The sequence below is a fragment of the Enterobacter asburiae genome (assembly GCF_024599655.1).
Taxonomy (GTDB): domain Bacteria; phylum Pseudomonadota; class Gammaproteobacteria; order Enterobacterales; family Enterobacteriaceae; genus Enterobacter; species Enterobacter asburiae_D.
On the sequence record NZ_CP102247.1, the window covers coordinates 423,789 to 437,820 of the forward strand.

General features: G+C 57.5%; 9 protein-coding genes. 5 read left to right on the forward strand and 4 right to left on the reverse strand.

From position 1 onward, the window contains the following. Positions 1–57: 57 nt before the first annotated feature. Positions 58–1,566 (reverse strand): glycerol-3-phosphate dehydrogenase, encoded by a 1,509-nt coding sequence (gene glpD / locus NQ230_RS01960; protein ID WP_023333722.1) that lies wholly within the window; start codon positions 1,564–1,566, stop codon positions 58–60. Between the two features lie 188 nt (positions 1,567–1,754). Here glpD and glpE point away from each other — a divergent pair, with 188 nt between their 5' ends. Genes glpE through NQ230_RS01975 form a run of 3 tightly spaced genes read left to right on the forward strand, consistent with a single transcriptional unit; the run spans position 1,755 to position 3,740 of the window. Then, positions 1,755–2,087 carry a thiosulfate sulfurtransferase GlpE gene (glpE, locus tag NQ230_RS01965; protein ID WP_006177908.1) on the forward strand — a complete coding sequence of 111 codons (333 nt, stop codon included), beginning with the start codon at positions 1,755–1,757 and terminating at the stop codon, positions 2,085–2,087. 47 nt (positions 2,088–2,134) lie between these two features. Next, the gene (glpG, locus tag NQ230_RS01970) at positions 2,135–2,965 is read left to right on the forward strand and encodes a rhomboid family intramembrane serine protease GlpG (protein ID WP_121426134.1); all 831 of its coding nucleotides are present in this window, start codon (positions 2,135–2,137) and stop codon (positions 2,963–2,965) included. Between the two features lie 16 nt (positions 2,966–2,981). Beyond that, on the forward strand, positions 2,982–3,740 hold the full coding sequence (locus NQ230_RS01975) for a DeoR/GlpR family transcriptional regulator (protein ID WP_008503060.1): 759 nt from the start codon (positions 2,982–2,984) through the stop codon (positions 3,738–3,740). A gap of 81 nt (positions 3,741–3,821) precedes the next feature. Here NQ230_RS01975 and malT read toward each other — a convergent pair whose 3' ends face one another. Further along, entirely contained in the window at positions 3,822–6,527 is a 2,706-nt protein-coding gene (gene malT / locus NQ230_RS01980) for an HTH-type transcriptional regulator MalT (RefSeq protein ID WP_257259749.1), read from the reverse strand. A 586-nt stretch (positions 6,528–7,113) separates the two neighbouring features. Between malT and malP the strand changes: the two genes are divergently transcribed. Then, entirely contained in the window at positions 7,114–9,507 is a 2,394-nt protein-coding gene (gene malP, locus NQ230_RS01985; protein ID WP_121426132.1) for a maltodextrin phosphorylase, read from the forward strand. Positions 9,508–9,516: 9 nt separating this feature from the next. Then, positions 9,517–11,598 (forward strand): 4-alpha-glucanotransferase, encoded by a 2,082-nt coding sequence (gene malQ, locus NQ230_RS01990; protein ID WP_257259752.1) that lies wholly within the window; start codon positions 9,517–9,519, stop codon positions 11,596–11,598. 86 nt (positions 11,599–11,684) lie between these two features. Here the strand turns inward: malQ and gntT are convergent, their stop codons facing one another. Further along, the gene (gene gntT, locus NQ230_RS01995) at positions 11,685–13,001 is read right to left on the reverse strand and encodes a gluconate transporter (protein ID WP_121426130.1); all 1,317 of its coding nucleotides are present in this window, start codon (positions 12,999–13,001) and stop codon (positions 11,685–11,687) included. Positions 13,002–13,395: 394 nt separating this feature from the next. Further along, positions 13,396–13,971 (reverse strand): Fe-S biogenesis protein NfuA, encoded by a 576-nt coding sequence (nfuA, locus tag NQ230_RS02000; RefSeq protein WP_029742206.1) that lies wholly within the window; start codon positions 13,969–13,971, stop codon positions 13,396–13,398. Between the last annotated feature and the right edge of the window lie 61 nt (positions 13,972–14,032).

The following is a 14,032-nucleotide window of genomic DNA, read 5'->3' on the forward strand; positions in this document are numbered from 1 at the left end:
CGGGCCTACGGGATTGAGTAGGCCGGGTAAGGCGGAGCCGCCACCCGGCTTTTTACATCACGACGCCAGCGACAGCTCACGCTTCCCCGCATTTTGCAGCAACCACTGCGCCACGCGAGACTGCTGCTCGGCGTTGAGCCACATCCCTTCTTTGGTACGACGCCAGATAGCATCATCCAGACGACGAACCCACTCGTGCTCAACCAGGTAGCGCAGCTCGGCTTCGTACAGCTCGTGGCCAAAATGCTCGCCCAGATCCGCAATGTCCTTCGCATCGGCCAGGAACAGCTCGGTATTGCTGCCGTAGGTGCGGGCATAGTGGCGCGCCATCCCTTCGGTGATGAACGGGAAGCGACGGCGCAGCTTGGCGGCGTAATCATCGCGGTTATCGCCGATATCACCGCCGGGCAGTACCGCGCCTTTGGTCCATGCCGGGCCAATGCCTTTGTAGTACGGCGCCAGTTTTTCCAGCGCGTGCTCGGCCAGCTTGCGGTAGGTGGTCAGCTTGCCGCCAAACACGGAAAGCAGCGGCGCCTGACCGTCAACGTCGTGAATATCGAGCGTATAGTCGCGGGTAATCGCCTGCGGCGAGTCAGACTCGTCATCGCACAGCGGACGCACGCCGGAGTAGGTCCAGACCACGTCATCGCGTGACAGCTGTTTCTTAAAGTGTGCGTTATACACTTTGAGCAGGTAGTTCACTTCGCTCTCGTCGATCTCGACGTTCTTCGGATCGCCTTTGTACTCCACGTCGGTGGTACCGATGATCGAGAATTCGTCCATCCACGGGATCACAAACACGATGCGCTTGTCTTCGTTCTGCAGAATGTAGGCCTGCTTCTGCGTATGCACGCGCGGCACCACAATGTGGCTGCCCTTGATCAGGCGAATGCCGTACGGCGAAGGCAGATGCATGCCGTCGTCGAAGAACTGCTTCACCCACGGGCCGGTAGCGTTCACCAGGCCGCGCGCTTTCCAGCTGAATTTCTCGCCGGTATCGATGTCTTCCGCTTCCACAATCCACAGGCCGTTTTCACGACGGGCAGCGGTCGCGCGGGTACGGGTTTTCACCTCGCCACCTTTCTTCTCGACCATCTGGGCATTCGCCAGCACCAGACGCGCATCGTCCACCCAGCAGTCGGAATATTCGAAACCGCGCACGATTTCAGGCTTAAGGACCGATTCTGAGCCAAAACGCAAACCTTTCGAACCCGGGAGGCTGGTGCGTTTACCCAGATGATCGTACATAAACAGACCAATTCGGATCATCCACGCCGGACGCAGATGCGGGCGATGGGGCAGGCGAAAGCGCATCGGAATAGCCAGATGCGGCGCCATTTTCAGCAGCACTTCACGTTCGGCCAGTGCTTCACTGACCAGGCGGAATTCGTAGTGTTCCAGGTAGCGCAGGCCACCGTGAATCAGTTTGGAGCTGGCGGACGACGTCGCGCAGGCGAGATCGTTAGCTTCCAGCATCAGTACGGATAAACCGCGTCCTGCGGCATCGACCGCAATACCGGCACCGTTGATGCCACCGCCTATCACAATCAGATCTTTGGTTTCCATAACACCCTCATGCACTTTCGTTAAAGCTCAGAAATGTTCGATATCGCTCATAATAGCAAAGGAACGCGCTTTTGGTAACATCAAAAAAACAATTTAGAGTGATATGGATAACATAATGGCGTTTACCCGCCGCCAGGACGTACACTACGGGGTAAAATCTTGTCGTTGACCACTGTAAAGAGAGCACCATGGATCAGTTTGAATGTATTAACGTAGAAGAAGCCCACCAGAAGATGCACCAGGGAAAAGCGGTGCTGGTGGACATCCGCGATCCGCAGAGTTTTGCGATGGGCCACACGCCGGGCGCGTTCCATCTCACCAACGACACGCTGGGCGCGTTTATGCGCGATAATGACTTCGAGACGCCGGTCATGGTCATGTGCTACCACGGCAACAGCAGCAAAGGCGCGGCGCAGTATCTGCTTCAGCAGGGCTACGACGCGGTGTACAGCGTCGACGGCGGCTTTGATGCCTGGCATCGTCATTTCCCGGCAGAAGTGGAATACGCTTTTGAGCGCTGATCCCGCTATACTGTCCCCTTTTGTGTGGAAATAAGCGACCGCTGCCCATGTTGATGATCACCTCTTTTACCAACCCGCGCGTCGCCCAGGCGTTTGTCGACTATATGGCGACGCAGGGCGTTATTCTGACCATTCAGCAACATAACCAGACCGACGTCTGGCTGGCCGACGAGAGCCAGGCCGCGCGCGTAAACGAAGAGCTGGCGCGTTTTCTTGAGAACCCCGGCGACCCGCGCTATCTGGCGGCCAGCTGGCAGTCCGGGCAGACCGGCAGCGGATTGCACTACAGCCGTTTTCCCTTCCTTGCCACCATCCGCGAGCGCGCGGGCCCGTTTACGCTGCTGCTGATGGCGGCCTGCATTATCGTCTTCATTATTATGAACGTGGTGGGCGACCAGAGCGTGATGATTGCTCTGGCCTGGCCCTATGACCCGTCTCTTGAGTTTGACGTCTGGCGCTACTTTAGCCACGCGCTGATGCACTTCTCGGTGATGCATATCCTCTTTAACCTGCTGTGGTGGTGGTATCTCGGCGGTGCCGTTGAAAAGCGTCTGGGCAGCGGCAAGCTGATCGTTATCACCCTTATCAGCGCCCTGCTGAGCGGCTATGTGCAGCACAAGTTCAGCGGACCGTGGTTCGGCGGGCTGTCGGGCGTCGTGTATGCCCTGATGGGCTATGTCTGGCTTCGCGGGGAGCGCGATCCGGAAAGCGGCATCTATCTGCAACGCGGATTAATAACCTTTGCGTTAATATGGCTAATTGCCGGATGGTTTGATCTGTTTGGTATGTCTATCGCCAACGGTGCACACGTCGCCGGGCTGGCCGTGGGGCTGGCGATGGCGTTTGCCGACACGCTCCATGCGCGAAAACGAACATAATTCTCAGGGATAATTGATGAAACAAACACAACGTCATGACGCTATTATCGAACTGGTAAAAAAACAGGGATACGTCAGCACCGAAGAGCTGGTGGAGCAGTTTGCCGTCAGCCCACAAACCATCCGTCGTGACCTGAACGACCTGGCCGATCAGAACCGCATTCTTCGCCACCACGGCGGGGCGGCGCTGCCGTCCAGTTCGGTCAACACCTCCTGGCACGACCGTAAAGCCACGCAGACGGCAGAGAAAGAGCGCATTGCCCGCAAGGTCGCCAGCCAGATCCCGAACGGGGCGACGCTGTTTATTGATATCGGCACCACGCCGGAAGCGGTGGCCCATGCGCTGCTGGATCACGAGAACCTGCGCGTGGTCACCAATAACCTGAACGTGGCCAATACCCTGATGCAGAAAGACGATTTCCGCATCATCCTCGCGGGCGGCGAACTGCGCAGCCGCGACGGCGGGATTATCGGCGAAGCGACCCTCGATTTCATCTCTCAGTTCCGCCTCGACTTCGGCATTCTGGGGATCAGCGGCATCGACAGCGACGGCTCGCTGCTGGAGTTCGATTATCACGAGGTGCGCACCAAGCGCGCGATTATTGAAAACTCACGCCACGTGATGCTGGTGGTGGATCATTCCAAGTTTGGCCGTAACGCGATGGTGAACATGGGCAGCATCAGCATGGTGGATGCGGTCTATACCGACGTGATGCCGCCGGCGGGCGTGATGCAGGTGATTAAAGATAATAATTTGCAGCTGGAACTGTGCTAACGGTTGTGTCGGGTGGCGCTGCGCTTACCCGACCTACAAAACCCGTAGGCCCGTGCAAGCGTAGCGCCGCCGGGCAATGAATTACACGCCGTATCCCATCATCTTCAACAATTGCTGCGCATGCTGCACCGCATCCTGTCGATGCGCCACTCCCAGCTTCTGATACAGATTGCGGATATGCGTTTTGATGGTGGTCGCCGCCACCGCCAGCTCGCCGGCAATCTGCTCGTTGCTGTAGCCTGAATAGATCAGCCCCAGAACCTGCCATTCGCGCTGGGTGAGCGGGCTGGTGCGAATAAGCTCCGGCACTTCCGGGTGGTTCAGCAGACGTTCAACGAAGTTCTCATCAAAGTGCGCGAACTTGTGCCGATGATGCTGGTTAATCTCGCGCAGAATGCGCTGGGCGCGATGCTGGTCCAGCTCCGGCAGTGTATTGAGCTGAATAAGCTGACGCAGCTGCTGCGCCATTACTTCACCTTCAATCACAAAATGGCTGATAAACCCGGTGCGGTTAGCCAGCTGCAGCGCTTCCAGCAGCACGCGCTGGGCATCGTTTTTACGACCCGCCTGCCAGTAGAGCTGGTTCAGCAGCAGCAGGTTGCGGTTCAGGTCGCTCATCAGACGCAGGCTGCGCGCGTTCTCGTTCAGCTCTTCCAGCACAATCTCTGCAGGCTCTAATTCACCGAGCAGGATCTGCGCGCGGGCAATGTTGCGCCACTGGCTCTGCAGGAAGTGGTTGTTCGCAAATTCTGGTTTTGGCGTCTGACGCAGCCAGTTGGCGGCGGATTTTTTATCGCCGGTCATCTGCCAGTAAATCACCCGGACCTTATCGGCGTTGGAGACCCAGTCGCTATGATATTGACCGTTGCCGAGCAGGTTCTCCAGGCGGTTAAGATGGTTGCGGGCGTTATCGAGATCGCCGCGCGCCAGCGAGCACTGCACCAGCAGCGCCAGACACTGCAGCTGCTGCTGAGGCTGGAAGCTGGAAAGGACATCCACACCCTGACGGGCGCAGCTTTCGGCCTCGTCCAGACGCGACCACGCCCACAGCAGCTGAGCGCGAATACGCAACAGGAACTCGTGCATCGGCAGCTGTTCCAGGTGCTGTTCACGAATTAGCTGGAACGCTTTTTCCTGGTTTTCCCAGGCGGCCTGCAGGAACCCCTGCGCAAATAAAATCTCGCTCTGTTGGATCAGGCTCCACAGCGCGTAATGCCAGACATCGTGCCGACGCGCCATCTGTTCGGTTTGCTGCATCAGTGAAAGCGAACGGGTGAGGTCGCCTTTGCAGTGCAGCACCTCGCCGTGCACCGAGGTCGCCACGATGCGGCTGTAGAAGTTAGCCAGCGGCAGCTCGTCCAGCGCGACCATCGCCAGCCGTTCAGCTTCCTCCGGGTCGCCGTCGTTAATGGCCACCTGAGCGCGCAGCGCGTTGAACTCGCCGTGCAGGGTGGCATCCATTTCGCTTTCCATCTCCTGCTCGGCGCGCGCCAGCAGGGTGTTAACTTCGCTGTAGCGATGCTGACTCTGCATCAGCCAGGCCTGCAGCAGCACCAGACGCGGGTTCTCCAGCAGGCTTTCCCACGGCAGGGCTTTGAGAGACTCTTCCAGCAGCGTCAGTTCGCTGTGGTTAAACAGGCCCCACGCATGGTTGAGGAGGATATCGCGCAGCATGCTGGCATCACCGGCGGCCAGCGCGTGATGGATGGCCTCGCTCGGGAAGCCTTGTGCCATCCAGCTTTCGGCAGCGGCTCGGTGGATCTCCGGAAGTTCAACCGCCAGTTCCCACTGGCAGCGCTGGCGCAGGAAGCTGCCAAACAGCGGGTGATAGCTAAACCACTCGCCCGGATCGTCCATGCGCGTCAGGAAAAGGCCCTGACGTTCAATCTCTTCGAGCTGTAGCTGACCGTTTTCACAACCGGTGACGCGCACGATGAGCGCATCGTTCATGGAACGCAGCAGAGAGCTTTTCAGCAGGAAATTACGCGTCGAAGGATCGACGCTGTCCAGCACCTCATCCACGAGGTAGTCAGAAAGGTGGCTGGCGTTGATGCCCGCCAGACGCCGCGCGGACTGATGCGCCGGACTGTTGTTTTGCCGGGCAGAGAGCGCGATAAGCTGCAGCGCCGTGGCCCAGCCGGCAACGTCATCGCACAGGCGGCTGCTTTCGGCGGCTTCAATGGGCGATGTCAGGCGGCAGTCAAAGAACTGTTTCGCTTCCTGGTGGGTAAAGGCCAGCTGCTGGCTGCCCACTTCCAGAAGCTGATCGCGCACGCGCAGGTTGGCAATGCCCAGCTGAGGCAGGTTGCGTGACAGCACGACTAAGGTCAGGTTTTCCGGCTGATGGCGCAGGAAGAAACGCATCGATTCATGAATCACTGGGTTAGTGATGAGATGGTAATCATCAATCACCACGTAAAGCGGGCGATGCCATTCGGCCAGTTCGATAAACAGCTGAGAGAAAAGGGAGGACAGGCTGGCGTACTGGCGCTTTTGCACCATCACCTCACTGGCGACGCAGTGTCCATGGGTGGCTTGCTGTATGGCGGCAATCAGATAGCTGGCAAAACGCTCTTGCTGGTTATCGCCCTCGTCGAGGGAGTACCAGCCAAGATCGCTCTTACCCGCGGCCCATTGCGAAATGAGCGTTGTTTTTCCATAGCCTGCAGGGCTCGTAACCAGCGCCAGTCGGAAATTATGCGCGCCGGAAAGTTTAGCCAACAGACGCTCGCGGACCACTGTATGGTCAAGACGAACCGGGCGACTTAATTTAGACGGAATCAACATAGGTTTCACTTCACTGTGGGGAACGAGAGATTTTATTTTTTTTGCGCTTCGTAATTAATAGGATATAAGGTCGAACAGAAAGAGAACTATTGCAAGTTATGTCTGGGTTTTGTGGTTCTGAATTTGCACTCTGTCACAAAACATTCAGGCAAATGTTGGAACTTTCTCGAAAGGGGCTTAACGCCGCGTCACTGCTGGCTTGTCTGTAAACATTACCGCTGCGCTGAAACTGGTTTCAGAAAGGTATAGTGACGTCAAATTTAATAAAGTGCGGGTAAAGTTGAGTGAGAGTAATAGTCTCCGGAGATGTAACCCGATGACTAAATTATTATTCTACGTAAGTAATCATTTCAGGACGGATTAATTTCACCCGAAACTGCATTTCATTTCTTTGACATTCTCCCCGGTTACTTTTTTATCTTCCGGGCACACTCGAACTATGCTCTGAGAGTGGCCTCGATCACACTTTTCTGCTCATCCCCGCTACTCCTCCCTGTCTAATCCCCCACAGGAGGAGGAAGAGGGGAAATGAGCCAGGCACACTAGCGCCAACTTGTGTTTTCTTTCTAAAGGATGCCGATCCCCTATGTCACAGCCTACCTTCAACAAAGCTCAATTCCAGGCTGCCCTGACGCGTCAGTGGCAGCGTTTTGGCCTTCATGCTGCAAACGAAATGACGCCTCACCAGTGGTGGCAGGCCGTGAGCGGTGCGCTCGCAGAACAGCTGGATGCTCAACCGGTGGCGAAGCCTGTTAAGGGCCAGCGTCACGTGAACTATATCTCGATGGAATTTCTGATTGGCCGCCTGACCGGCAACAACCTGCTGAACCTCGGCTGGTATCAGGACGTCGGCGATGTGCTGAAAGAACACAACATTAACCTGACCGACCTGCTGGAGGAAGAGATTGACCCGGCGCTGGGCAACGGCGGTCTGGGTCGTCTGGCGGCCTGTTTCCTGGACTCTATGGCGACCGTCGGCCAGTCGGCGATCGGCTATGGTCTGAACTATCAGTACGGCCTGTTCCGTCAGTCGTTTGCCGATGGCCATCAGATGGAAGCGCCGGACGACTGGCATCGCAATACCTATCCGTGGTTCCGCCACAACACGCAGCTGGATGTGCAGGTCGGCATTGGCGGGAAAGTCACTAAGCAGGGGCTCTGGGAACCGGCGTTCACCATTACCGGTGAAGCCTGGGATCTGCCGGTGCTTGGCTACCGTAACGGCGTGGCGCAGCCGCTGCGTCTGTGGCAGGCGAAGCACGCGCATCCGTTTAACCTGACCAAATTCAACGACGGCGATTTCCTGCGCGCCGAGCAGCAGGGCATCGACGCCGAGAAGCTGACCAAAGTGCTCTACCCGAATGACAACCACCTGGCGGGTAAAAAGCTGCGCCTGATGCAGCAGTACTTCCAGTGTGCCTGCTCCGTGGCGGACATCCTGCGTCGCCATCACCTGGCGGGCCGCAAGCTGGCGCAGCTGCCGGACTTCGAAGTGATTCAGCTCAACGACACGCACCCGACGATTGCCATCCCGGAACTGCTGCGCGTGCTGATCGACGAGCATCAGCTGAGCTGGGACGACGCCTGGGCCATCACCAGCCGTACCTTTGCCTACACCAACCACACCCTGATGCCAGAAGCGCTCGAGTGCTGGGATGAGAAGCTGGTGAAAACGCTGCTGCCGCGCCACATGCAGATCATCAACAAGATTAACGACCAGTTTAAAACCCTGGTGGATAAAACCTGGCCGGGCAACAAAGCGGTCTGGGCGAAGCTGGCGGTGGTTCACGACAAGCAGGTGCGCATGGCGAACATGTGCGTAGTCAGCGGCTTTGCGGTAAACGGCGTGGCGGCGCTGCACTCGGATCTGGTAGTCAAAGATCTGTTCCCGGAATACCACCAGCTGTGGCCGACCAAATTCCACAACGTGACCAACGGCATCACGCCGCGCCGCTGGATCAAGCAGTGCAACCCGCTGCTGGCAGGGCTGCTGGACAAGACCCTGAAGAAAGAGTGGGCCAACGACCTGGACCAGCTCATCAACCTGGAAAAACAGGCTGACGACGCGAAGTTCCGCGAGCAGTACCGCGCGATCAAGCTGGAGAACAAGGTTCGCCTGGCGGAGTTCGTGAAAGTGCGCACCGGGATTGAGATCAACCCGAATGCCATTTTCGATATCCAGATCAAACGCCTGCACGAGTACAAACGTCAGCACCTCAACCTGCTGCACATTCTGGCGCTGTACAAAGAGATCCGCGAGAACCCGCAGGCCGACCGCGTGCCGCGCGTGTTCCTGTTCGGTGCGAAAGCGGCGCCGGGCTACTACCTGGCGAAAAACATTATCCTCGCCATCAATAAAGTGGCGGCGGCGATCAACAGCGATCCGAAGGTGGGCGACAAGCTGAAGGTAGTGTTCCTGCCGGACTACTGCGTCTCGGCGGCTGAAATGCTGATCCCGGCGGCGGATATCTCTGAGCAGATCTCGACCGCAGGGAAAGAGGCGTCCGGTACCGGCAACATGAAGCTGGCGCTGAACGGCGCGCTGACCGTCGGTACGCTCGACGGGGCCAACGTCGAAATCGCCGAGAAGGTCGGTGAAGAGAATATCTTTATCTTTGGCCATACCGTGGAAGAGGTGAAAGCCATCAAGGCCAAAGGCTATGACCCGGTGAAATGGCGTAAGAAAGACAAAGTGCTGGATGCTGTACTGAAAGAGCTGGAAAGCGGTAAATACAGCGACGGCGACAAGCACGCGTTTGACCAGATGCTGCACAGCATGGACAAACACGGCGGTGACCCGTATCTGGTGATGGCGGACTTCACGGCCTACGTTGAAGCGCAAAAGCAGGTCGACGTGCTGTATCGCGACCAGGAAGCGTGGACCCGCGCGTGCATTCTGAACACCGCCCGCTGCGGTATGTTCAGCTCTGACCGTTCAATCCGTGATTATCAGGCCCGTATCTGGCAGGCAAAACGCTAAGGAAGCGCGATGGAGAGTAAACGTCTGGACAGCGCCGCGCAGGCGGCGGGGATCAGCCTCAGTTACATTAATGCTCACGGCAAACCGCAGTCTATTGGCGCCGACACCAAAAGACGTTTGCTGGACGCTATGCACAAAGCCGACGCGAAAGCGTCGGTTGCGCCGGTGCCGAACGTGAAGGTATTCACCGCAGGCAAAAAGATGCCGCTGGCGGTGGAGGGGCGCGGCGAGTTTAGCTGGCTGCTTACCACCGAAGAGGGGCATCAGCACAAAGGCCACGCCACCGGCGGCAAAACGTTAAACCTTCCGGCGAAGCTGCCGGAGGGGTATCACACCCTCACGCTCACCCAGGATGACCTGCGTTTCCACTGCCGGGTGATCGTCGCGCCAAAACGCTGCTACGAGCCGCAGGCGCTGCTCGAAGGCAAAAAGCTGTGGGGCGCCTGCGTGCAGCTCTACACCCTGCGCTCAGACAGCAACTGGGGCATCGGTGATTTTGGCGATCTGAAAAAGATGCTGGCTTCCGTGGGCGAGCGCGGCGGCGCGTTTATCGGCCTCAACCCGATCCACGCGCTCTATCCGGCCAACCCGGAGAGCGCCAGCCCGTACAGCCCGTCGTCCCGTCGCTGGCTGAACGTGATTTATATCGACGTTAACGCGTTAGATGACTTCAAAAACAGCAAAGAGGCGCAGGCGTGGTGGAAACTCAGCACCACGCAGCAGGCGCTGAAGCAGGCGCGCGACGCAGACTGGGTGGACTATTCCACCGTCACGGCGCTGAAAATGGCCGCGCTGCGTCTGGCGTGGAAAGGCTTTTCGCAGCGTGACGACGAGCAGATGGCCGCGTTCCGCCAGTTTGTGATGCAGGAGGGCGAGAGCCTGTACTGGCAGGCGGCGTTTGATGCGCTGCACGCGTATCAGGTGAAAGAGGACGAAATGCGCTGGGGCTGGCCGGTCTGGCCTGAAGCGTATCAGTCCGTCGACACGCCTGAAGTGAAAGCGTTCTGTAATAAATATGCCGATGAAGTGGATTTCTACCTGTGGCTGCAGTGGCTGGCGTACAGCCAGTTTGCCGCCTGCTGGCAGGTGAGCCAGGGCTATAAGATGCCGATCGGCCTGTATCGTGACCTGGCCGTGGGTGTGGCAGAAGGCGGCGCGGAAACCTGGTGCGATCGTGAACTTTACTGTCTGAAAGCCTCCGTGGGTGCGCCACCGGATATCCTTGGCCCGCTCGGCCAAAACTGGGGGCTGCCGCCGATGGATCCGCACGTCATGGCGGCGCGCGCCTACGAGCCGTTTATCGACCTGCTGCGCGCCAACATGCAGAACTGCGGCGCGCTGCGTATCGACCACGTGATGTCCGTGCTGCGCCTGTGGTGGATCCCGTACGGTGAAACGGCCGATCACGGGGCGTACGTGCAGTACCCGGTTGACGATCTGCTGTCGATCCTGGCGCTGGAAAGCAAGCGCCACCAGTGCATGGTGATCGGTGAAGATCTCGGTACCGTGCCGGTGGAAATTGTCAGCAAGCTCCGCGACAGCGGCGTCTACTCCTATAAAGTGCTCTATTTTGAAAACGACCATGAGAAAACCTTCCGCGCGCCGAAAGCGTACCCTGAACAGTCAATGGCAGTCGCGACGACGCATGACCTTCCTACGCTTCGTGGCTATTGGGAAAGCGGCGATCTGACGCTCGGCAAAACGCTGGGTCTGTATCCTGATGAAGAGGTTTTGCGCGGCCTGTATCAGGATCGCGAGCTCTCGAAACAGGGGCTGCTGGATGCGCTGCACAAGCAGGGCTGTCTGCCGAAACGTGCCGGGCATAAGGCGTCGTTGATGTCGATGACCGCTACCCTCAATCGCGGCCTGCAGCGCTATATTGCCGACAGCAACAGCGCCCTGCTGGGCCTGCAGCCGGAAGACTGGATTGATATGGCGGAGCCGGTGAACATCCCGGGCACCAGCTATCAGTACAAGAACTGGCGTCGCAAGCTGTCCACAACGCTTGAGAAGATGTTTGCCGATGACGGGGTGAACAAGCTGATTAAGGATTTGGACAAGCGCAGAAGGGCGGTGGGTAAGAAGCGGTAGTTTCACCCTCACCCTAACCCTCTCCCAGAGGGAGAGGGAATAGAATGTAGGCCGGGTAAGCGTCAGCGCCACCCGGCTTTTTTACATCAGACAACCATATTCAACAGCAGCACCCCGACCAGACCGCACACCGAAATAATGGTTTCCAGCGCGGACCAGGACTTGATGGTTTCACCGATCGTCAGGTTGAAGTACTCCTTGAACAGCCAGAAGCCAGGGTCGTTAACGTGAGAGAAAATCACGCTACCGGAACCGACGGCGATAACCATCAGCTCAGGGCTTACGCCCGTGGTCGCAATCAGCGGGGCAACGATACCGCCCGCAGTGATCGCCGCAACGGTTGCAGAACCCAGGGCAATACGCAGAACCGCAGCAATAGACCAGGCCATCAGGAGCGGCGACACGTTGGTTTCATGCATCATGGCCGCGATGTATTTATCCACGCCGCTGTCGACCAGAACCTGCTTGAACGCACCGCCACCGCCGATGATCAGGAGCATCATGGCAATGATTTTGATGGAAGAGGTCAGCGTGTCGTTGATCTGATCCATTGAGCGACCGCGGTTCAGGCCGAAGGTGAACATTGCGATCAGCACCGCAATCAGCGTTGCCATTACCGGGTCACCCAGGAATTCCGCAACGGACAGGAACGCGTGACCTTTTGGCAGGATCATCTCCGCCACGGCACGCATCGCCATCAGGATCACCGGGACCAGAGAGGTCCAGACGCTGACGCCGAAGCCAGGCATCTCTTCTTCGGTGAAGGTTTTGGCGCTGTACAGACCTTCCGGGATCGGCTTATCAATGCCTTTCAGGAAGCGGGCGTAAACCGGGCCTGCCAGAATAACGGTTGGGATCGCCAGAATCGTACCGAACAGCAGGGTTTTACCCATATCCGCGTGGAAGATGGTCGCGATAGCGGTTGGACCCGGGTGCGGCGGCAGGAAGCCGTGGGTCACGGACAGCGCCGCAGCCATTGGCACACCGACATACAGCAGCGGGATGTTTGCCGCAGCCGCGATGGTGAACACCAGCGGCAGCATCAGCACGAAGCCCACTTCATAGAACAGCGCGAAACCGACGGTAAAACCGGTTAAGACCACGGCCCACTGAATGTGCTGTTTACCGAATTTGGCAATCAGGGTGGTGGCGATACGCTGCGCGCCCCCGCAGTCCGCCAGCATTTTGCCGAGCATGGCACCGAAGCCCATGATCAGCGCCAGGCTGCCGAGCGTGCCGCCGACGCCGGCTTTGATGGAACTGATAACCTTAACCAGCGGCATCCCTTGCATCAGACCGACTGCAAGTGCCACCAGAACCAGAGCGATAAACCCGTTCAGCTTGAAGCGGATCATCAAGAGCAGTAATAACACAACACCGATAGCAACGATGACTAATGGCATGATTTACCTGGCCTTTGAATTGTTATGGGTAACGTCATTGTTTCAACGACAAATTCCGATTGTCCCAACTGGGAACAGAGTGTTAACGGCACTAATACTGATGCCTTGGAAACCATTAAGTTTAGTCGGCTGTTATGAGTGTGCTTAGTGCCCATGGGAATGATACGGGTAACATGATGTGATTGAGAATCACCCAGGCAGGCAAAATGTGAATTATGAGACGCAGGTCAACATATAGAAGGAGAGGTAAACGCAAAACGGTAACCACGAGGTTACCGTTTTTAATGTTTTCACCCTCTCCCGTGGGAGAGGGCCGGGGTGAGGGCATCAGACCGCACTATTTTTGTAGGCCCGGTAAGCGCAGCGCCACCGGGCAATACGGGCGGATACTGAATTAGTAGTAAGAGTGCTCGCCGCGCTGGTGCTCGGTGAGGTCACGCACGCCTTTCAGTTCCGGGAATTCGTTCAGCAGCTGCTTCTCGATCCCTTCCTTCAGGGTCACGTCGACCATCGAACAGCCGTTACAGCCGCCGCCGAACTGCAGGATCGCCAGACCGTCTTCCGTGATTTCCATCAGGGTTACACGGCCGCCGTGGCCCGCCAGCTGTGGGTTGATCTGGGATTGCAGCAGATACTCAACGCGCTCCATCAGCGGGGCATCGTCAGACACTTTACGCATTTTCGCGTTCGGCGCTTTCAGGGTCAGCTGAGAACCCAGCTGATCGGTGACGAAGTCGATCTCCGCATCTTCAAGATACGGAGCGCTCAGCTCATCAACGTAGGCGGTGAGCTGTTCAAATTTAAGGGCAGTGTCAGTCGCTTCCACAGCGTCCGGAGGACAATAAGAAACACCACATTCTGCATTCGGAGTGCCTGGATTAATCACAAACACGCGGATCTGCGTCCCTTCTTCCTGATTTGCCAGCAGTTTGGCAAAGTGCGCTTGTGCAGAATCGGAAATACGGATCATAGCTTTGGCCTAATAGTTGACTAAATTACCTGGGTATAATCATACGCCCATTGAAGAAGGG